Raw genomic sequence first — 19,361 nt, 5'->3', positions numbered from 1 at the left:
ATCCGTTATTTTATCCGTTGCTTCACTCTTCAAGGACCTCTACCAAATCTTCAATCATCACATCCAAGGCACGCGCCATCTTCAGGATTGAGGTAAAATCAACCATTGCCAGCCCTGGCGCTCTTGCGTAGTCTATAGGAATCCTATTTGATTCGTGAAAAGTAAGAGACAAGGAGGACAAGGTAGACTTGAGGGAGGTATTTCACAAATGATTTAGGACTGCTATATATCATCAACCAATAATTATTATAATTTTTATAAGTTGATTGTTTTATTTTTTGGAAGTTCCTTATAGCTCTAGAAGCAAGAAAAACAAGAAATTAATTGATGCTATGACGGCTGTATTCAAGGAGGTATCGTAGTGTTGTTAGGTTTCAAAACAGAATTAAAACTGAACAACCAACAACGCATAGCATTGATAAAGCATTGTGGAGTGGCTCGTCATGCCTGGAACTGGGGACTAGCTTTAACTAAGCAAATACTTGACCATAACAAAGCCAATCCTGATTCCAAGATTAAGTTTCCTACTGCTATTGACCTGCATAAATGGTTGATAGCATTGGTGAAATCCGAAAATGAATGGTATTACGAATGCTCGAAATCGACACCACAGCAAGCATTAATGGCTTTGCGTGAAGCCTGGAAGCGTTGTTTTAACAAGACTGCTGGAGTTCCTAAGTTTAAAAAGAAAGGTAGACGTGACTCTTTCACATTGGAAGGTACTGTTAAAATTCTTGGAAACAATAAGATTCAAGTGCCTGTGATTGGTGTTCTCAAAACCTATGAACGACTTCCGCAAGTATTAACGCGCGTTAGCAACAATTAGCCGACAGGCTGACAGATGGTTTATTAGTTTTAGGTTTGATGTAGAGCAACAAAAGTCTGTTTCAAACAGTATTGTAGGCGTTGACCTTGGTGTCAAATCATTAGCTACACTCTCTACTGGTGAAGTAGTCTTAGGTGCTAAATCTTACAAAAAGTATGAAGCCAAGTTAAGCAGAATGCAATGGTTGAACCGCCATAAAATCGTCGGTTCAGCTAACTGGAAAAAAGCACAATTGGCAGTAGCTCGTCTGCACAGAAAGATTGCTAATATCCGCAAAGATACATTGCACCAAGCTACAACACTGCTTGCTAAGAACCACGGCACAGTAGTCATTGAGGACTTGAATGTATGCGGCATGATGGCTAATCATAAACTGGGCTTTGCGCAGTTGCCGATATGTCATTTTTCGAGTTTCGTCGCCAGTTGACCTACAAGTGTGAACTGTATGGTTCTAAGCTCGTTGTGGTTAACCGATGGTTCCCAAGTTCCAAGACTTGTTCAAACTGTGGAACCAAAAAGGAAACACTCGGACTTGATGAGCGAGTGTTTGAATGTGGTCATTGTGGTTTTGTGATTGACCGCGATTTGAACGCTGCAATCAATTTGGAGAACGCGGTCAGTTAGACCGTATGAGCCTGTGGACTGGTGAGTGCCGACACTATCAGAATGAAGCAGGAAGTAGACGAAGCCCAAAATCAACCAACTGGTACAAGTTATCTAGTATAGAAAAGTCCAAGCATGGGTAATTTTGGGTAGGTTTTATATAACGGCAAGTTAGTCGGTTTAATCAAGTTTGCCTTAACAGAATCGACATTGCAGAAACTTCGAGAGAGCTATCGCCACGATTTGGCATTGCTAATGGGTTAGTAGTCGCGTGTCGCAACTACAACCAAATTCCCTATTCCGACACCTTGTTTTTTGCTCGTTCTGCACGCGCCTCGGCGGATGCCATGACTTCGTCCATATTTTCTAGCATCTCGCCTGGGAAATTTTCCAAAACTCTCGTGGAAAGAGCAACCCGACCTTTGCCTTCATCCAAGTCTATGATTATAGCTTTAATCGGCTGACCGACTTGAAACACCTTTTCCAGATTTTCAATAAATTTCTGGCTTATCTGCTTAATATGAAGCAAGGCGCTTGTGCCATCTAAATCCACAAAGACACCAAAGGGTTTGATACCACTGATTTTCCCAAGCACCAGCTGATTCACTTCCAATGTACTGAAGCTAGCAGAACGAGTTGCTATGCGCTGGGAAAGGATAAGCTTATTGTTGCTCTTGTTAACCTCCAAAAAGCCAGCATTGAGAGATTGACCCTTAAGTGCTTCTAAATTATCTCGCTCAACCAAGTGCGATCGCGGAATAAATCCTCGCAAACCCTGAACATTAACGGTAACGCCACCTTTATTGACATTTATTACCCGCACTTGCGTCGTTTGAGAATTCTCCTGCATTTGCGCCAGTCGATCCCAAATGTGCTGGATTTCCAGTTGCTTTCGCGAAAGGGTGACTTGACCTTCTGCATCCTGATCCCTGATGATTAAGAATTCTAAATTCTCATTTAATGGCAGTATCTCGGACAAATCGGTTACTGTTCTCAAAGAAGCCTCATCGCGAGGAACAAACGCCGACGACTTGCCACCAATATCAACATATGCTCCATCAGGATCAAGTTGAAAGACTCTGCCGTTTACCACCTGTCCCTTTTGAAACTGGTAATCGTGTTTTTCCAGTGCTTTGGCAAAGTCGTCCATTGTAAACGACGAATTGGCTTTTTGAGAAAATTGCGCTTCGGAATCCATGACTGTTAAAGATAAATTGCGATTCTAGCTGATGCCACTGGAGTTTTACTCAACGCTAAACAACACTATTCGAGTGACTGTGATTGCTCGTGAAGACTATCATTAGTCATTAGTTCTTTGTAATGACTAATGACTAATGGGTAGGGACGACCTAAATGCAACCAGAACGCAAATCAAATCGGATAGCTAAAGTTGTCCAAACAGTTGTTTTACCTGCTCCCAAGCATCAGCAGCAGCTATAGAATTATAGCTGGCGCGTTGGTCGCAGAAAAATCCGTGGTCAGCTCCATCGTAGCGAAACACACGATGAGGAATGTTGTATTTTTCTAACTCTGCCTCAATTTGGTCTACCTGTTCTATTGGGATACTGGCGTCTTCCATACCAAAGAAGGCATTGAGAGTGCCTTTAATCTCTCTTGTGCGAGAAATGGTAGGCTCTCCACCCCCAAAGGTGCGGGTGGCGATTCCAGCACCGTAGAAGGAAGCGGTAGCCTTAATATCTGGCAGGGTAGAGGCAAGATATGCGACGTGACCGCCAAAACAAAAGCCTATACACCCAAAGCCATCTTTTTTCACCTCAGGGAGGGTTTTGAGATAGTCAATGGATCGTTGGATATCGCTCAGTAACTCTGATGCCTTGGTTTGCATTGCGTAGTTTCTGCCTATTTCAATATCTTGCGGGGTGTAGCCAGTTTCAAAACCAGGGGCAATTCGTTGGAACAGTGCAGGTGCAATTGCGACATAACCTTCCTGGGCAATACGTTCTGTAACGTTCCGAATGTGGGAGTTGATTCCAAAAATTTCCTGCAATACCACAACTCCTGGATAAGAACCTTCTTGAGAAGGCTTAGCTAGATAGGCGTCGATTTGCAAATCATCTTGCGAAACTTTAATAGTTGTGGTATGTATTGCTCGCTCTGCCATAATAGGTTTTACCAGTGCTGTGTGATTATGAAGAAATAGCTATGCCAAGATGTCAAGGCGATCTCCAATCAAATTATCAACTACGAGTAACAACCACACCAGAATTTTCCCAAAGAGAAATTCAATATATAAGTAAAATATTTGACAGTTAGCATTCGCAGCTGGTCATATGCAGCTACTATCATGCAGGAGCTTTGGTGATGATTCAGTTTCGTATACAGCCAGACAGTGAAATCCCCGCATCAAACCAGCTGTTTAATCAAATTCGGTTTGCGATCGCCTCTCGGCAATATCCACCTGGATATAAACTACCGAGTACGAGAGCGCTGGCAATGCAGACAGGCTTGCATCGTAATACCATTAGCAAAGTGTACCGTCAATTGGAAGACGACGGACTTGTAGAAAGTCTTGCTGGGTCAGGGATTTACGTCCGCGCCCAGGGTCATGAGGGTGGTAGTAGGCTGCAATCACCGATTCTCAAAGAATATCCTCAAGCATACAAAGTTGTTCAGCTTGCACTAGACGAGCTCCTTTCTCAAGGCTGTTCCCTCAATCAAGCCCGTGAGTTATTCTTGGCGGAAGTTGATTGGCGCTTGCGTTGTAGTGCGCGAGTGTTGGTTGCAGTTCCAACTCAGGATATCGGTGTTGGGGAATTGATGGTCTATGAATTAGAACAAGCCCTGAAAATACCAGTGCAGTTGGTAGCGATGGAACAATTAGCGGCTGTGCTAGATCAAACTTCCTCAGCGACAGTTGTCACCAGTCGGTATTTTATTGGCGAGGTGGAAGTCATCGCCGCACCTAAAGCTGTGCGCGTCATACCCCTTGACATTCATGACTACGCCAACGAATTCAACCAGTTTAAAAACCTACCTAAAGACAGTTGCCTTGGCATAGTCAGCATCAGTTCTGGAATTCTTCGAGCTGCAGAAGTTATCCTCCACGGTTTACGGGGGGATGAAATACTGGTGATGACTGCACAACCAAAAGATGCTTACAAACTTCAGGCGATCGTCAAGCGAGCACAAGTCATTTTTAGCGTAGATCAAGTGAGTTTTTCTGCGGTGCAAGCTGCTATGCAAGCTGCTATGGATGACATTATTCGCCCACCTAAACACATGACTAGCGAAAAATATATTGGTACCAACTCGATTAACTTGCTCAAACGAGAGCTGGGTTTGGGTTGAATGATCAAGAGTGAATTATGAATACGGCAATTCCCAATTCATAATTCACTCATTCATAAGCCAATTTTCTATCCTAATCTTTGCTCTAGTTGCAAGAACTCTCGCACGCGTTTGAGGTAAGTAGCTGAGTCTTCCAACATAGGGAAATGAGCCGTATTGCGAATCAAGCAAAATTCTACTTTATCGTTCAGTGCCGCTGCCTGACGACCCATTTTGGCTGGAATAATTTTGTCGAACTCGCCCGCCACCAGTAGTGTAGGCACCGTCAGCTGAGCAAATTCCTGCGGCATTAACTCAGATGCGGCTTTACTAACAGATGTAAAAATTGTACCCAAAGCAGCATCGTAGTCTGCTATGAGAAAATCCTGCAAGAAAGCCCGACGTTCTGCTGCTGGTATAGCACGGTGTAGAAATCGCGCCATAAACATCCGGTCAACAAACGGTATTTTCTCCAGCCACTGCGGACGAAATTTGACCACGTAGCCACCGAATTTATGAAAAGCTGTAAATGCTTTTTCGTCATACTCAAAAATACCGCTACAGGTGAGAATTGCTCTTTCCACTCGTTGGGGGTAGCGGTTGAGAAACAAAGTAGCAATGGACGCTCCCATCGAATGAGCATTGATATACACGCGTTGGAGCTGCAACTCATCTAGCAAAGCTGCCAAGTCGTCAGCGTATTCCTCTAGCTCATAAGTTAACTCTTGGATTGCTACAGATTCTGCCTGTGGTGAGTGCAACTCGACAGACTCAACCACAGCTTCACTCGCTTTGGCTACAGTTGGTTGTCCACGGGAACGCCCAAATCCCCGTAAATCGTAAAGTAAGCAATCAAATTCTTCTGAGAAAGCATCAGCGGTACTTCGCCAGTACCGATTGGAACCAGCCCAACCGTGAAGAAAAACCATCACAGGCTTGTCTTCAGTCTCCGATGGCTTTTTTATCCACTCGTAGTAATGGTCAACACCACGAACGTTTATATAAGGCATTTGTCAAAAGTCAAAAGTCAAAAGTCAAAGATCAAGAGTTAACAGTATTTTACTCATGACTAATGACTAATGACTAATGACAACTATGCTGATTCTGGTTTCGGTAGTGTGGATGGGTGTATCAGGAGTTCGGCGGTGGAACGCTTCTCTACCATTTCCCGGGTGACTGTGCAACGAGTCACATCTTTGCGCGAAGGCAACTCGTACATCACTTCTAGCATCAGTTCTTCCACAATGCCGCGCAGCGCCCTCGCGCCGGTTTTGCGGCGGTAGGCTTCTTGAGCAATAGCTCGCAGAGCCTCTGGTTTAAACTCTAGCTGGACATTATCCATCTTCAGCAGCTTTTGGTACTGCTTAACTAAGGCACTACGCGGTTGGGTGAGAATCGCCATCAGCGCTTCTTCATCCAGTGGTTCTACCACCGCCACCATTGGTATGCGCCCAATAAATTCCGGAATCATGCCGAATTTCACGAGGTCATCCGGTTCGAGATTGCGCAGAGTATCTGCTGTACGCTTGTCCTTGGTCTGACCTTCTCCAGGTTGTACAAACCCTATTGACTTTTTGCCAGTTCTCTGCTCTACGACCTTTTCTAAACCGACGAAAGCACCGCCACAGACGAACAAGATGTTGCTCGTATCAATCTGGATGCAGTCTTGATAGGGGTGCTTGCGTCCTCCTTGGGGTGGTACGTTGGCGACCGTCCCCTCTAACATTTTCAGTAAAGCTTGCTGTACACCTTCGCCAGAGACATCTCGGGTAATTGAGGGATTCTCACTCTTGCGAGCAATCTTATCGATTTCGTCGATGTAGATAATTCCCCGCTGCGCTTCTTCTACATCCAAGTCTGCTACTTGCAACAGTCGTAGCAAGATATTTTCCACATCTTCTCCCACGTACCCTGCTTCTGTTAGCGTAGTGGCATCAGCAACGGCAAAGGGGACATCGAGAATTTTTGCCAGTGTTTGTGCTAACAGAGTTTTGCCGCAGCCCGTCGGACCAATGAGTAGAATGTTGGACTTTTGGAGTTCTACAGCATCATCCAAACCTTTGCCACTGCCTTTAGACTGAACCAATGCTAGCCGCTTGTAATGGTTATAAACTGCGACTGAAAGCACTTTTTTGGCTTCGTCTTGACCAATGACGTGTTCGTCTAGGTACTTTTTAATCTCTCGTGGCTTAGGTATTTGATTCAACGAGAGATTAGAGGAACGAGCACGGCGTTTCTGAGGTGGTTCTGACCTGGGTGCTGGTTGCGACGATGCTGCCGCATTTGTGTCGAGTAACTCCTCATCCAGGATTTCATTACACAAGTCTACGCATTCATCGCAGATGTAGACTCCCGGTCCGGCGATTAGTTTACGAACCTGCTCCTGAGACTTGCCGCAAAATGAACACTTTAAATGGGAGTCGTACTTAGACATACCAGCCTCTTATTTGACAATGGTGACGTTTTCCCCTGGAGAGGGAAGATTTTGCCTGGAGATGACCTGATCAATCAACCCATAATTTTTCGCCTCTTCAGCCGACATGAAGAAATCGCGATCAGTATCGGCTTCGACTCTTTCTAATGGTTGACCAGTATGAGTCGCCAATAACTGATTCAACTTAGACTTATGATAAAGAATTTCTCTGGCTTGTATCTCGATGTCAACGGCTTGTCCTTGTGCACCACCCAGTGGTTGGTGAATCATGATCCGCGAATCAGGAAGAGACATCCGTTTACCCGCCGTTCCTGCTGCTAACAAGAACGCTCCCATGCTCGCGGCTAATCCAAAACATATCGTGACTACATCAGGACGGATTTGCTGAATAGTATCATAAATAGCCATACCTGCTGTCACCGAGCCACCAGGAGAATTAATATACAGTTGAATATCCTTTTCGGAATCTTCAGCATCTAGAAACAACAACTGGGCAACAATTGAGTTGGCAACGTTATCGTCTATTGGCGTTCCTAAGAAGATAATCCGCTCCCGTAGCAAGCGAGAGTAGATGTCGAAAGCGCGTTCTCCCATGCCAGATTGTTCTACCACCATCGGGACGATGTTGTTAGGACTGTCTAGGGAGTAGAGTTTAAAGTCACTCAAACTGTTAAATTGGTAGTTTCCCGATTGCGATACAAGCATAAAAGAACGTTTCACACTAAGTGTAACAATGGTCGAGACAGCAACAGCTGCCTTTTTAAGGAATTTGATTTTTGATGTGGCTATGTGTTAACCATTATGCCTCATATAAATTCTTATCGTGTAAAACAGTATCAAACCAAGGGTGTTACGTACACTGTTACTTATTTAAAATTTCTTAGACTTCCACCTTAGGACAGGGAGTGAGGGAGGGAGGGAGAGAGCGAGGGAGAAATTCCAAATTCCAAATTTTGAATTGATCTGTCCCCGTGTCCTCTTTCCCTTGTCCCCTTGTCATCTATTGTGCCTCTGTTGACTCTGTGTCTTGTGGTGAGATTTCTGCACTAACTTGGGGGGTTTGTTCTACTGTTTCAGTTGCAGCATCTGAGTCAGCAGCTTTGACTTCTTCAGTCTCAGTCTCAGTTTCAGTTTCTGCTGCACTCAAAGAACCTTCAGGGACTAATTCAACCGTTGAGCGTTCTAAAAGCCAATCGATGATTTTCTCGGTCAACAATTCGTTTTCTACGACTTCACGCAGTCTATCCTCATCAACATCTTTTTCGGCGTACTGTTCCATCAATTCTTTGACTCTGGCTTCGATTTCATCCGCTGACACTTGGATGGACTCGCGTTTACCAATTTCCCGCAGCGCCAGAGAACGCTTAATGCGCTCAACTGCTTCACCGCGAGAACGTTCCCGCAACTGGGGAATCACATCTTGGGTAAACAATTTCTTAATATCAAGCCCCTGTTGAGAAAGCCGCATGGCTGTTTGCGTCAGCATCGCATCCACTTCCTGCTGAATCATTGATTCTGGCAAGTCAACTTCTACGTGCTTGAGCAGTTCACCTAACAAGGCTTCTTGCTTGTTCGCTTTTGTTTTCTGTTCAGCCTCTTTTTGAAAACGCTCTTCCAAAGAAGAGCGCAAATCTGCTAGAGTCTCGTAATCGCTGACTTCTTGGGCAAAGTCATCATTCAATTCGGGCAGTTCTTTTTCCTTCAGTTCTTTGATTGTTACGGTGAAAACAGCCGGTTTTCCTGCTAAATCTTCATTTGCGTAAGGGTCTGGAAACTGAGCTGAAACTTCTCTGGTTTCTCCAGGATTCATTCCCACTATCCCTGTCACAAAGCCGGGAATGAATTTGTCCTCCTGCATCTCTAATTGGAAATCAGTTGCTTCGCCGCCAGGTATTGGCTGGGGTTCTGTTGTTTCGTCTTCACCCTCGGATGCAACCACAACACCTTTAAAATCCACGACAGCAACATCACCTATCTGTGCTGAGCGTCCTTCCACAGGAATTAACGTCGCCATTTCTTGGCGTTCGCTTTCCAAAACTTTGTCCACTTGCTCTGGATCGTATTTGACTTCCTCGGCTTTGACTTGCAAACTCGTATACTCACCCAGATTGGGTTCTGGTGGCACATCTACAGATGCAGCAAATGTTAGGGGTTTGCCTGGTTCATAATTGTTAATCAATTCCTCAAATGAGGAGCGCAGCTGTGGTTGACCAAGCGCCTGGATTTGTTCTTGTTCTAGCGCTTGCTCAATGCCATATTGAATTAATTCTTCTAGAGCTGCTGCCTTGATTCGAGTGACGCCAAGGCGCTGTAACAATATTTGCCGAGGAACCTTGCCCTTGCGAAACCCAGGAATATTTGCAGTACTGGCTAAGTTTTTAACAACTTTTTCGTAAGTTTCCTTGGTCTTTTCTGGCGTAATCTCTATTTCTAGACCAATTTGACTGGCGGGAAGTTTTTCCTGGGTAACTTTCATGCTATGTCTCTATTCTTGGTATTTCTTTTTACTAATTACGTGATTTGGCGCAAGGGAATAGCGTCTTTTAAGTTAAAGTTTCCTGACTTGGATGAAAGATGCCAACTGTTGACCCAAGTGTAAACTATGGACTTAGAAGTATCCACTTCTTGCTGAATCCGGTGCCTCTAGACAAGGATACAACACCTGAAGATTTTCTCCACAGAGTTCTCCAAGGGCTTGTATCCCGTTTATTCCTTCCTTTGTGCATCCTTCATCCTTTACCCTTTAGTTGCTAAAAGTTCTTGACATTTTAGCGCTAACTAGTTTAGCAATTTCAACTCTAAATTGTTTTTTACCAAAGGGTTAACACCGTGATATCCTGTTTCTAAACCAGCAGTTCGCATTTCCATTGTTGTAACGTTGGTGCTGGCTGCTTCGTAGGACTGAGCGAGAGCTTATGCTTAGCTCCTGCCTCGCTTAAAGCTGTCGCTGATCGCCTTGCTGGTTTCAGTCCATTTGAATCATAGTACACCAATCATCAAGACGAACGCATCTTAAAGACACCAATAGCTGTCTGAAGCTAATATGCATCAAGCTTGTGTCATGCTGACGTTGAAAGATGGTCTGCTGTATAATAGATATTTTAAGTGAGTCGCAAGTTCAGTCATAAATCATTATAAATTGCAACATTAATCAGGATAAGTAAGAAAATAAATGTATTAAATTAAGAATTACAATCATTTGCAAAAAATAATCAAACTATTAAAAAATTTATTTAATGTCTGCTATTGCCATTGAAACTTTGAATTTTTACAAGAAATTGCACATAATAACATCTAGTAAAGGAGGAAGCCAGTTTGTCTAAATCCTACCGTGTAGCTATTTTGGGAGCGACTGGTGCCGTTGGCAAAGAGTTGCTGGAATTATTAGAAAGTCGAAATTTCCCTGTTTCTGACATAAAGTTATTGGCTTCCGTTCGCAGTGCAGGGCGATCGCTGCCTTTTAAGGGGGAAAATTTGCCTGTAGAGGCAGTCAGCGAAAAAGCCTTTGAGAATGTGGATCTGGTGCTGGCAAGTGCAGGCGGTTCCACATCGAAAACATGGGCACCAAAAGCTGTCGCTCTTGGTGCTGTGGTGATTGATAACTCCAGCGCGTTTCGCATGAACCCAGAAGTTCCTTTGGTGGTTCCAGAAGTGAATCCGCAAGCTGCATCTGACCACAAAGGCATTATTGCCAACCCCAACTGCACGACAATTTTGATGACACTAGCAGTGTGGCCTCTACATAAAGTTTCACCAGTGCAGCGGCTGATCGCCGCAACCTACCAATCTGCTAGTGGCGCTGGTGCTCAAGCAATGGAAGAAGTGAAAACCCAAGCAAGTGCCATTTTAGAAGGCAAGCAACCTGTTGCTGAAGTATTTCCCTATCCATTAGCGTTTAATGTCTTCCCGCACAACACCCCGTTGAACGATTTGGGGTACTGCGAGGAAGAAATAAAAATGGTTAACGAAACTCGTAAAATTTTTGGCAATCAAGATATAAGAATTACTGCAACTTGTGTACGGGTACCCGTACTACGTAGCCATTCGGAAGCGATTAACCTAGAATTTGAGGTACCATTTAGCCCAGATAAGGCAAGAGAAATTCTAAGTCAAGCACCTGGTGTGAAATTGGTGGAAGATTGGAAGGCAAATCATTTTCCTATGCCAATTGAAGCGACAGGTCGAGATGAAGTTTTGGTAGGGAGAATTCGTCAGGATATTTCTCACCCGTGCGGCTTAGAACTGTGGCTATGTGGCGACCAAGTCCGTAAAGGTGCAGCTTTGAATGCCATACAAATTGCTGAGTTATTAGTAGAAAAAAATCTGCTCAAAAGAGCGGTAGCCGTAAGTCAGAAGTCATAAGTGATAAGTTATTTGGTCATCGGTATTAGACAAATAACAAATAACAAATGACAGACGAAGAATTAAGGCGCTTGCTAAAGCAAAGAAAGTAATAGTCAGATAGATTATTACAATAGAAAACCACCAAAACCCAAAAAAACAAAGAACAAAGAGGAATATTTAGGAGTGAAAAGAGGGTGGTAGATTTTGGCAGAGTTCTAACCGCTATGATTACGCCGTTTAAAGAAGACGGCAGTGTTAATTATGATGTAGCAGCAGCACTGGCAGCACATCTAGCTGACAACGGTACGGAGACACTCGTGGTATGTGGCACCACGGGAGAATCTCCTACGTTGAGCTGGGAGGAAGAATACCAGTTGTTTTGTGTGGTGTTGCAGGCGGTGGCGGGAAAAGCTTCTGTGATAGCAGGGTGTGGGTCCAATTCCACTAAAGAAGCAATTGCCGCTACCCAAAAGGCGGTTAAAATAGGAGTACATGGCGCACTGCATGTTGTTCCTTACTACAACAAACCACCGCAAGCGGGGCTTTATCAGCACTTTAAGGCGATCGCTCAAGCTACGCCTGACCTACCTGTGCTGTTATACAATATTCCTGGTCGTACCGGTCAAAATCTTCAACCAGAAACAGTTGCTCGGTTAGCAGAGATTGACAACATTGTCGGGATTAAGGAATCTACCGGCAATATAGACCAGGCAAGTGAAATCCGTCGCTTGACGCCAAAAGAATTCCAGATATACTCTGGAGATGATTACATGACTTTGCCTCTCTTAGCAATAGGGGCGAAGGGTGTCGTCAGTGTGGCTTCTCATCTGGTAGGAAACCAACTACAAAAGATGATTCAAGCCTTTGATGCGGGTAAAACTGAAGTAGCCAGGGAAATACATCTCCAATTCTTCCCTCTGTTTAAAGCTTTATTTGCAACTACAAACCCTATCCTAGTCAAGAAAGCACTGAAACTTTTAGGTTGGGAGGTTGGTTCAACTCGTCCGCCCTTGTGCGAAGCTGACTCAGAAGTCAGTCGAAAGTTAGAAGTGGTTCTCAAAGAGCTAGGTCTAATTTAGCAGCAAGTTGTTGAAGGCGCTCAGGGCTCGTTAGCGGAAGATATTTATAAAAAGTTGGTGCGTAATTTTACCAAAATCCAGGTGAAAAGCCTGTGCTACGAGTGAATCAATAGATTATGAATTGTGAGCTTTTAAAGCCCAATTAATTAAACAACAATTGAATATTTCATAAAAATTCAACTGTTTTCAGAGTGATTTCATAGATTGGTTGTCTTGTGAGTTTTACAAGAGCGTTAAATTCCACATCTAAAAAGACAAAGAACAATCTCTAAATTTCAAATTTTTAACGACAAAGAACAATCTAAGGAGAAAATGGCTAAAAACGAATCTTTAGCCGCCCTAAAAATCATTCCGTTGGGCGGTTTGCATGAAATTGGTAAAAATACTTGTGTTTTCGAGTATGACGACGAAATTATCTTGTTAGATGCAGGATTGGCTTTTCCCACAGACGGGATGCATGGAGTCAATATTGTTCTTCCAGACATGACTTATGTGCGGGAAAATCGCCATAAAATTAAAGGCATGATTGTGACCCACGGTCATGAAGACCATATCGGTGGGATAGCCTTTCACTTGAAGCAATTTGACATTCCCGTGATTTACGGTCCCAGATTAGCACTGGCAATGCTAGAGGGCAAATTGGAAGAAGCCGGGGTGCGCGATCGCACAGAGTTAAGAAGCGTCGTTCCCCGCGATCTGGTGCGAATTGGCAAACATTTCTTTGTAGAATACATTCGCAATACCCACTCCATCGCTGATAGCTTTACTGTAGCCATTCATACACCTCTTGGCGTGCTTATCCACACAGGGGATTTCAAATTTGACCACACACCTGTGGATGGTGAGCATTTTGACTTGCAAAGGCTCGCCGAACACGGTGAAAAAGGCGTACTGTGCTTGATGAGCGACTCAACGAACTCAGAAGTCCCAGGATTTACGCCTTCAGAACGTTCTGTGTTTCCAAATCTGGATAGAGTATTCAGTCAAGCCACTGGGCGACTATTCGTGACCACCTTTGCTTCCAGCGTGCATCGCATTAACATGGTTTTGCAGCTAGCGCAGAAGTATAACCGCGTCGTCACCGTGGTCGGACGTTCGATGCTCAACTTGATTGCTCACGCCCGCAATCTAGGTTATATCAAGTGTGAGGATAATCTATTTCAGCCGTTGCACGTTGTCCGGAATCTCCCTGAGGAAAATGTGCTGATTTTGACGACTGGCTCTCAAGGTGAGCCAATGTCAGCAATGACCCGGATTGCTAATCAAGAACATCCCCACATCAAAATCCGACAAGGAGATACGGTAGTATTCTCAGCTAACCCAATTCCTGGAAATACGATCGCCGTAGTCACCATCATCGATAAATTGATGATGCAGGGGGCAAACGTTATCTATGGTCGGGACAAAGGAATTCACGTCTCCGGTCATGGATGTCAGGAAGACCAAAAGCTGATGATTGCTCTAACCAGACCTAAGTTCTTCCTACCAGTTCACGGTGAACATCGGATGCTGGTGAAGCACGCCCAAACGGCTCAGAGTATGGGTATTCCCGCTGAAAACATGGTGATTATTCAGAATGGGAATATCGTCGAACTCACTGAGGAATCCCTCCGTGTTGCTGGTAAAGTGTCAGCTGGTCTAGAACTGGTGGATACTTCCGGTAGTGGTATGGTCAGCGCCAAAGTCCTGCAAGAACGGCAACGTATGGCAGAAGAAGGAATTGTCACAATTGCGACGGCAATAGATTGGAATGGCAAGCTGATGGCGAAGCCAGAAATTCACCTGCGAGGTGTTGTAACGAGCGTCGAGCGCTCCTTGTTGCAAAAGTGGATACAACAGCGGCTCGAAGAAATCCTCACCGTGCGCTGGTCAGCATTTGCCCCTTCTTTTGATGGCGACCAGCCAGAGGTAGATTGGGGTGGATTACAAGAGGTTTTGGAGCGGGAACTAGCACGCTCTTTGCGAAAGGAACTGCATTGTCAACCATCCGTAACTTTATTGATGCAAATTCCTGATGAACCTCCTGTGAAAGTTTCTGATGGCAGAAGGCGTCGCACCCGTACTGCTGCTCAAGTTGCATCGTAAGAAGTGCTGAGGAGCCACTGCGGTGCAGGGGTTTCCCCAAGTGTGCACGCGTGGCGTTGCTGAGTGGGAATGACTCACTCAGCACTAAAAGGACATAACAAATCTTTGAATTGTGGTGCGTTAGGACAAAGTTCTAACGCACCATTCTACTGTGTCAACTTTGAATTGAACGCTTCAAGAAACCTGGTTTCTCAAAGAATTTCTGTCCCTACTGGGAGTACGGCTTACTTCAACAATGCTGTTGACATTCACAACATTATTAGCCTGAGCATCGAAACTGGACGATTGATTGTGCGCGATCGCGCACAAGTATCAGCTTCTACTTTTGGTGGTAAGTCAGCCCTAACACACTGTAGATTGCAAATTGTCGCAGGAGAATCACAAATTTATCAAGCTATTGTCAGCAGCGATATAGCTATCAGCAAAATTACTCATATTCCAATGTAAGATTACCACTTTTAAACTCGGAGTGAGAATCTGGGTGAAATCACTGAAAAATAGCTTGAGAAAATGGTGATTCCCGATTTCCACCAAATTTTCTCTCCTTTATTCTATCTATCTCCCACTTAGCCTCTCTTAAATACAAGTATTTTTTTGCGAGGAAGGATGTAATATTTAAAGGTTGCTATCAATGTAGAATTTACGCAGTTTGGCTAATAGCTCATAACTGCCTGATAGCCAAATTTCAGTATTTTTACTTACGCATAAATACTGTTATTAAATTTCTCATGAAGTTTTTGTAAATATTACATTGCCCTCTACCAAAAGGTAGATGTCTTCATTAGAATTTTATCTGTGTCAAGTTATAAACAAGATATCCATATCATACTTCTGAGGAAAAGCAAATTATTGTTAACTTGACGTAATATAGAACAAGTACTGATGCAAGTAGCTACGAAATCATCAGATTAGACAAATCATCAGATTGCATCTGAGTCAGGACAAGATTCTTCCGGGACAAGTCGTGGCAATGTTGTAGATGTTCATCGGGCAGTTCAGGAGCCTCAATTCAATAGAGGAGTGAACCATGAAGGTATACCATAATACCACAAAAAACATTTTCTTGGCAAGCTGGGTGTTGATCAATCAAGCACAAGGTGAGGCTCAACAAACCCAGTTGCGCCGTCCTTTCGCCAAGCCTCACTTTGATATTCTCCAACCCATACGCCGTAGGTTAGAGAACATTCAAGTTCGCGATCGCCAACTCGCTCATCGCTTGTGCAAGGTGATTCCTTCCCAGTGTCCCTTTGAGCGGGATGTGAAATTTTTGGGGAAAACCCTGTTTCATATTCCGCCAATGTGCAAGCTCAACCCCGTATATGAAGAAGTGGTTGGCTTACGTTTCCGAGCGCTGTGCTATCTAGCAGATGAATGTGGCGAGGATGTCACACAGTACTGCTGATAAATGAGCTTCTTGCTAAGGACTCATCCAGACTGTTTAGTAGTTAGTAGTTAGTGGTTGGTACAAAAACTCATAGCCAACGGCTAACAACTAACAACTAGCAATAGCTCATAACTATTGACTGTTTTTTTCCCATTCTGTAATTGCATTTTGCGCTTTTTTATATGCGGCTGTTCCCTCTGGAACTAGAGCAGCGGTTGCAATTGCGGCTTGAAATTCTCTTCGCGCGGCTCTTGTTTTAGCAAGCTGCAAAATATTTTCACTCCAGCTGTCAATAGATTTTTGGGCAACATCAAACCCTGGTTCACCTTGTGGGACTTTTTTGGCAACTTCTATAGCGCGATTGTAGCTAGAAGCCTGTCCAGACCGAATTAAGCCAACCGCAGCATCGATCAGGGTTGTATTGCTAACATACTGTTTTGCTTCTAGCCGCCACTGGTTAATAGATGTTTGTGCTTTTGGGTATACAAGTTGGTCTTTGGGGACTAACTGTGCTGCTGAGATAGCACCCGCATATAGTTTTTGCTTAGCACGATCTTGGGCTAAATCTAAAATCATCCGGCTCCAAATCTTGATGTTGTCTTGAGCTTGTGTGTACAGCGGTTCACCTGGCTGAATTTTACGAGCCGTATTAATAGCTTGCCTCAAATCGCTAGCCTGAGTTGGACTCAGGGACATTTTCTCCAATTCCAACAGTGCTTGGTTACGCTGTTTCGATTCGTCAGCACTTGGAGTGACTTGTGAGCTAGAAGTGACTTGAGGAGTTGATTGGATTTCTGGTTGGGCTAGTACGATTGGTGATGCTGTGGGGCTGGGTTTTGGTGATACTTTAACTACCTTTGTGTTATTGCTTGCAAGCTTGGAGGACGCTGGTAATATCTGGGCTAACTTGCGATCGCGCAACAAAACAACCACGATTAAGCATAGAAGAAGTATTGTAGCTATGCTCCCCAGTAGAAGGTGCGGCAAGAATTGGTTGTTTGATGACCTTTTGTGGGGATCGGGGGATGAGGGGGATGAGGGGGATGAGGGAGTGAGGGAGTGAGGGAGTGAGGAGGATGAGGAGGATGAGGGAGTGAGGGAGCTGGGGAGCTGAGGAGATGGGGAGATGGGGAGTGAGGGAGCTGGGGAGCTGGGAAGCTGAGGAGATGAAAGACTATTGTTTGGCGCTACTTGTGCTAGTTCCTTGACTCTTGGTTCGCTTTTCTCCTCCAATTGCGGCGAGATAACCTGCGGCTTTGATACAAAAATAGTGATGGGGGTTTGTGTGGGACGCCAGTAGTGTTGACATAGTTCTGGCGTGCGAACACTCAGGTATTTTTCTAAATTCGCCAAATTGGTACGATTGCCATAACGCAAAGCTTCTAACAGCGCTGCTGTAAAGAATCCGTGACCTAATTCGCTACTTTCGTGAGAAAATTCGTCTGGTTGACAAGAAAGAATAATAGGAATTTGTAGTTCTTTGGCTAGTTCTATCGTTTCTTTGCCAACGCGAGCATCTGCGTGGGTTCCAAAAGCACGGTTAATATCGAACAATAGCAATGCATCAAGGGCAGCAACTTGCAGACTTTGCATTAATGCTCGCACTTCTATACCCGTCTCTTCGATGCGATTGGGATCACCTTCGACTGGCATTAAGTAATCTTGTCCCTTGTGGTTGACGCCATAACCGCTAAAGAAAAACCACAATCGGTCTTGTGGTCGCCAGCAAGTGGCGGCTAAATCTTCAAACAACAGGAAAATATTCTCTTTAGTGGGATAGGTAGACCTCTCTCGAAACGGTGGCGAAGTCTCTGTCATCAGCAGACACTGTTGCGGCAAAAAACCACCTTGTGTCACCAAAAAATCTCTGATCGCCTCGGCATCTGTTTGGGCGCAACTTAAAGGTTGAAAGAACTGATATTGATTGATGCCAATTGCGATCGCCCAATTATTTGCCATCGCGATTTTTGTTACTCGTTGTTTACTTGCTTTTTGGTAGTGGTTGGCTTTGTGAAAAGAACAAGCCTAACCTACGTCATAATAGTCTAGCTAAACCACAGATCACCAGTACTGCCCCAGCGATACCTCAATTCGGGTGCTGTTGATCCAAGGGGAAGGACTGGATCTATGAATGTTCCCCCACCGTTGGCTCCTCCTGCACCAGATGCAAGCAAAATAGTGATTTTTACCCAATGACTCACTGCATTTGTTTCTATGCCTTAGAATAAAAAGGTTGTCTATATTTGCAGTATCCGTTACAATGGCTGTTCCAAAGAAGAAAACATCCAAGTCTAAACGAGACAAACGTCGAGCTACATGGAGGCGCAAAGCCGCAGTTGAAGCGCAGAAAGCTCTTTCTCTGGGCAAGTCTATTTTGACTGGACGTTCTACATTTGTCTATCCAACTGCTGAAGAAGAGGAAGAAGAGGAATCATAATTCCTAAGTTAAAAGTCCTGAGGGTTGAGTCCATAGTCAAAAGTCTAGAGTCCTTTGACTCCATGACTATTGACTAATGACTAACTATCACCTCTGACTGATTAACAAATAACCCTATAAAAATTAGAGTGTCTTCAGAAAAGCTATTTTTCTGTGACTATGGTAAGAAAATTTTTTCAAAAGCCTACACAGCAAGAGGGCGATCGCGTTCCTCCTGGTCAGTACTTGACCAAGGGATTTCCTGTATTAACCTACGGTGCAACTCCGCAAATTAGCACAGATGAGTGGGAGTTTCGGGTATGGGGTTTGGCAAAAGGAGCAACCTTTACCTGGTCAGACTTTATGGCGCTTCCCCAGCACGAATTCACAGCAGATTTCCACTGTGTCACGCGCTGGTCAAAACTTGATGTCAAGTGGACTGGGATCAAGGTTACAGACTTTATGAAACTCATTGAGGTAGACCCCAAAGCTGTTCATGTTATGGAACACTGCTATGGTGGCTATACTACCAATCTCCCATTGGAAGACTTTGTGCGGGAAGAAAACTTCTTTGCTTTTAAAGTCTTTGGAGAACCGTTACCAGCAGAACATGGTGGTCCACTGCGGCTTGTCGTTCCCCACCTCTACGCCTGGAAAAGTGCCAAGTGGATTAATGGTTTGGAGTTTCTAGAACGTGAGGAATCAGGTTTTTGGGAACGCAATGGCTATCACCGCCGTGGTGAACCCTGGGCGGAGGAACGATATAGTTAGTGGTTTTGGGTTTTAGTTGTAGAGACGCGCCAGGTTGCGTCTCTACATTAAACCTCTTGTAAAAGTCAATTTTGTGAAAAAACCACAGATGGACACAGATGGACACAGATAATTTATCTGCGTTTATCTGC

At 44.3% G+C, this 19,361-nt stretch carries 19 protein-coding genes and 1 pseudogene; 11 read left to right on the top strand and 9 right to left on the bottom strand.

Features of this window, described 5'->3' with window-relative positions; all coding sequences use genetic code 11:
• Positions 1 to 22 precede the first annotated feature (22 nt).
• Positions 23 to 130: pseudogene (locus AACT52_RS41085) on the bottom strand (helix-turn-helix domain-containing protein); the annotation flags it as partial.
• A gap of 231 nt (positions 131 to 361) precedes the next feature.
• Between AACT52_RS41085 and AACT52_RS41080 the strand changes: the two are divergent.
• The 3 genes from AACT52_RS41080 to AACT52_RS41070 are packed head-to-tail and all read left to right on the top strand — an operon-like array spanning position 362 to position 1,450.
• Positions 362 to 826, top strand: a complete 465-nt coding sequence (locus tag AACT52_RS41080) for an RNA-guided endonuclease InsQ/TnpB family protein (protein WP_233154197.1) — start codon at positions 362 to 364, stop codon at positions 824 to 826.
• Positions 822 to 1,253, top strand: coding sequence for an RNA-guided endonuclease InsQ/TnpB family protein (locus tag AACT52_RS41075; protein ID WP_337251826.1), 432 nt, complete (start codon positions 822 to 824; stop codon positions 1,251 to 1,253). The genes AACT52_RS41080 and AACT52_RS41075 overlap by 5 nt, the downstream gene beginning before the upstream one ends.
• Positions 1,223 to 1,450, top strand: a complete 228-nt coding sequence (locus tag AACT52_RS41070; protein ID WP_272937141.1) for an RNA-guided endonuclease InsQ/TnpB family protein — start codon at positions 1,223 to 1,225, stop codon at positions 1,448 to 1,450. Before AACT52_RS41075 ends, AACT52_RS41070 begins: the two co-directional genes overlap by 31 nt.
• Positions 1,451 to 1,724: 274 nt before the next feature.
• Here the strand turns inward: AACT52_RS41070 and AACT52_RS41065 are convergent, their stop codons facing one another.
• Together AACT52_RS41065 and AACT52_RS41060 are read right to left on the bottom strand one after the other, a co-directional pair.
• Positions 1,725 to 2,627, bottom strand: a complete 903-nt coding sequence (locus tag AACT52_RS41065; protein ID WP_073635848.1) for a S1 RNA-binding domain-containing protein — start codon at positions 2,625 to 2,627, stop codon at positions 1,725 to 1,727.
• A 186-nt stretch (positions 2,628 to 2,813) separates the two neighbouring features.
• Positions 2,814 to 3,551 (bottom strand): dienelactone hydrolase family protein, encoded by a 738-nt coding sequence (locus tag AACT52_RS41060; protein ID WP_073635847.1) that lies wholly within the window; start codon positions 3,549 to 3,551, stop codon positions 2,814 to 2,816.
• A gap of 200 nt (positions 3,552 to 3,751) precedes the next feature.
• Between AACT52_RS41060 and AACT52_RS41055 the strand changes: the two genes are divergently transcribed.
• Positions 3,752 to 4,738, top strand: coding sequence for a GntR family transcriptional regulator (locus tag AACT52_RS41055; RefSeq protein ID WP_073635846.1), 987 nt, complete (start codon positions 3,752 to 3,754; stop codon positions 4,736 to 4,738).
• A 68-nt stretch (positions 4,739 to 4,806) separates the two neighbouring features.
• Here AACT52_RS41055 and AACT52_RS41050 read toward each other — a convergent pair whose 3' ends face one another.
• The 4 genes from AACT52_RS41050 to tig form a co-directional block, all read right to left on the bottom strand.
• Positions 4,807 to 5,727, bottom strand: a complete 921-nt coding sequence (locus tag AACT52_RS41050; protein ID WP_073635845.1) for an alpha/beta fold hydrolase — start codon at positions 5,725 to 5,727, stop codon at positions 4,807 to 4,809.
• Between the two features lie 83 nt (positions 5,728 to 5,810).
• Positions 5,811 to 7,151 carry an ATP-dependent protease ATP-binding subunit ClpX gene (gene clpX / locus AACT52_RS41045; protein WP_041042527.1) on the bottom strand — a complete coding sequence of 447 codons (1,341 nt, stop codon included), beginning with the start codon at positions 7,149 to 7,151 and terminating at the stop codon, positions 5,811 to 5,813.
• 9 nt (positions 7,152 to 7,160) lie between these two features.
• The gene (gene clpP, locus AACT52_RS41040) at positions 7,161 to 7,856 is read right to left on the bottom strand and encodes an ATP-dependent Clp endopeptidase proteolytic subunit ClpP (protein WP_073635844.1); all 696 of its coding nucleotides are present in this window, start codon (positions 7,854 to 7,856) and stop codon (positions 7,161 to 7,163) included.
• A gap of 295 nt (positions 7,857 to 8,151) precedes the next feature.
• Positions 8,152 to 9,627 carry a trigger factor gene (gene tig / locus AACT52_RS41035; protein ID WP_073635843.1) on the bottom strand — a complete coding sequence of 492 codons (1,476 nt, stop codon included), beginning with the start codon at positions 9,625 to 9,627 and terminating at the stop codon, positions 8,152 to 8,154.
• Between the two features lie 839 nt (positions 9,628 to 10,466).
• Here tig and AACT52_RS41030 point away from each other — a divergent pair.
• The 5 genes from AACT52_RS41030 (at position 10,467) to AACT52_RS41010 (ending at position 16,061) form a co-directional block, all read left to right on the top strand.
• Positions 10,467 to 11,513 carry an aspartate-semialdehyde dehydrogenase gene (locus AACT52_RS41030; RefSeq protein WP_073635842.1) on the top strand — a complete coding sequence of 349 codons (1,047 nt, stop codon included), beginning with the start codon at positions 10,467 to 10,469 and terminating at the stop codon, positions 11,511 to 11,513.
• A gap of 176 nt (positions 11,514 to 11,689) precedes the next feature.
• Positions 11,690 to 12,574, top strand: coding sequence for a 4-hydroxy-tetrahydrodipicolinate synthase (dapA, locus tag AACT52_RS41025; protein WP_073635841.1), 885 nt, complete (start codon positions 11,690 to 11,692; stop codon positions 12,572 to 12,574).
• Between the two features lie 312 nt (positions 12,575 to 12,886).
• Positions 12,887 to 14,659 (top strand): ribonuclease J, encoded by a 1,773-nt coding sequence (locus tag AACT52_RS41020; RefSeq protein WP_073635840.1) that lies wholly within the window; start codon positions 12,887 to 12,889, stop codon positions 14,657 to 14,659.
• Between the two features lie 69 nt (positions 14,660 to 14,728).
• The gene (locus AACT52_RS41015) at positions 14,729 to 15,106 is read left to right on the top strand and encodes a hypothetical protein (RefSeq protein WP_073635839.1); all 378 of its coding nucleotides are present in this window, start codon (positions 14,729 to 14,731) and stop codon (positions 15,104 to 15,106) included.
• A gap of 580 nt (positions 15,107 to 15,686) precedes the next feature.
• Positions 15,687 to 16,061, top strand: coding sequence for a Mo-dependent nitrogenase C-terminal domain-containing protein (locus tag AACT52_RS41010; RefSeq protein WP_073635838.1), 375 nt, complete (start codon positions 15,687 to 15,689; stop codon positions 16,059 to 16,061).
• A gap of 114 nt (positions 16,062 to 16,175) precedes the next feature.
• On the opposite strand, the gene AACT52_RS41005 is transcribed toward AACT52_RS41010, so the two are convergent.
• Together AACT52_RS41005 and AACT52_RS41000 are read right to left on the bottom strand one after the other, a co-directional pair.
• Entirely contained in the window at positions 16,176 to 18,002 is a 1,827-nt protein-coding gene (locus AACT52_RS41005; RefSeq protein ID WP_073635837.1) for a caspase family protein, read from the bottom strand.
• An 86-nt stretch (positions 18,003 to 18,088) separates the two neighbouring features.
• Complete coding sequence (locus AACT52_RS41000; protein ID WP_158054974.1) at positions 18,089 to 18,244, bottom strand: hypothetical protein; 156 nt, start codon at positions 18,242 to 18,244, stop codon at positions 18,089 to 18,091.
• 59 nt (positions 18,245 to 18,303) lie between these two features.
• Here AACT52_RS41000 and rpmF point away from each other — a divergent pair, with 59 nt between their 5' ends.
• The gene (rpmF, locus tag AACT52_RS40995; RefSeq protein ID WP_073635836.1) at positions 18,304 to 18,480 is read left to right on the top strand and encodes a 50S ribosomal protein L32; all 177 of its coding nucleotides are present in this window, start codon (positions 18,304 to 18,306) and stop codon (positions 18,478 to 18,480) included.
• 159 nt (positions 18,481 to 18,639) lie between these two features.
• Positions 18,640 to 19,230, top strand: coding sequence for a sulfite oxidase-like oxidoreductase (locus AACT52_RS40990; RefSeq protein ID WP_073635835.1), 591 nt, complete (start codon positions 18,640 to 18,642; stop codon positions 19,228 to 19,230).
• The last annotated feature ends 131 nt before the right edge of the window (positions 19,231 to 19,361 follow it).

Origin of the sequence: Scytonema sp. HK-05, assembly GCF_963872035.1 — a bacterium.
In the GTDB taxonomy this organism is placed as follows: domain Bacteria; phylum Cyanobacteriota; class Cyanobacteriia; order Cyanobacteriales; family Nostocaceae; genus Kalymmatonema.
The sequence above is the reverse complement of the archived record's forward strand: the minus strand, read 5'-3'. Positions and strand labels throughout refer to the sequence as shown.

Bases quoted from the DNA above. Each gene is read 5' to 3' on its own strand.
- AACT52_RS41070 (WP_272937141.1), top strand. From the start codon at position 1,223: ATGTCATTTTTCGAGTTTCGTCGCCAGTTGACCTACAAGTGTGAACTG.
- AACT52_RS41065 (WP_073635848.1), bottom strand. From the start codon at position 2,627: ATGGATTCCGAAGCGCAATTTTCTCAAAAAGCCAATTCGTCGTTTACA.
- AACT52_RS41060 (WP_073635847.1), bottom strand. From the start codon at position 3,551: ATGGCAGAGCGAGCAATACATACCACAACTATTAAAGTTTCGCAAGAT.
- AACT52_RS41055 (WP_073635846.1), top strand. From the start codon at position 3,752: ATGATTCAGTTTCGTATACAGCCAGACAGTGAAATCCCCGCATCAAAC.
- AACT52_RS41050 (WP_073635845.1), bottom strand. From the start codon at position 5,727: ATGCCTTATATAAACGTTCGTGGTGTTGACCATTACTACGAGTGGATA.
- clpX (WP_041042527.1), bottom strand. From the start codon at position 7,151: ATGTCTAAGTACGACTCCCATTTAAAGTGTTCATTTTGCGGCAAGTCT.
- clpP (WP_073635844.1), bottom strand. From the start codon at position 7,856: ATGCTTGTATCGCAATCGGGAAACTACCAATTTAACAGTTTGAGTGAC.
- tig (WP_073635843.1), bottom strand. From the start codon at position 9,627: ATGAAAGTTACCCAGGAAAAACTTCCCGCCAGTCAAATTGGTCTAGAA.
- AACT52_RS41020 (WP_073635840.1), top strand. From the start codon at position 12,887: ATGGCTAAAAACGAATCTTTAGCCGCCCTAAAAATCATTCCGTTGGGC.
- AACT52_RS41015 (WP_073635839.1), top strand. From the start codon at position 14,729: ATGACTCACTCAGCACTAAAAGGACATAACAAATCTTTGAATTGTGGT.
- AACT52_RS41010 (WP_073635838.1), top strand. From the start codon at position 15,687: ATGAAGGTATACCATAATACCACAAAAAACATTTTCTTGGCAAGCTGG.
- AACT52_RS41005 (WP_073635837.1), bottom strand. From the start codon at position 18,002: ATGGCAAATAATTGGGCGATCGCAATTGGCATCAATCAATATCAGTTC.
- rpmF (WP_073635836.1), top strand. From the start codon at position 18,304: ATGGCTGTTCCAAAGAAGAAAACATCCAAGTCTAAACGAGACAAACGT.
- AACT52_RS40990 (WP_073635835.1), top strand. From the start codon at position 18,640: ATGGTAAGAAAATTTTTTCAAAAGCCTACACAGCAAGAGGGCGATCGC.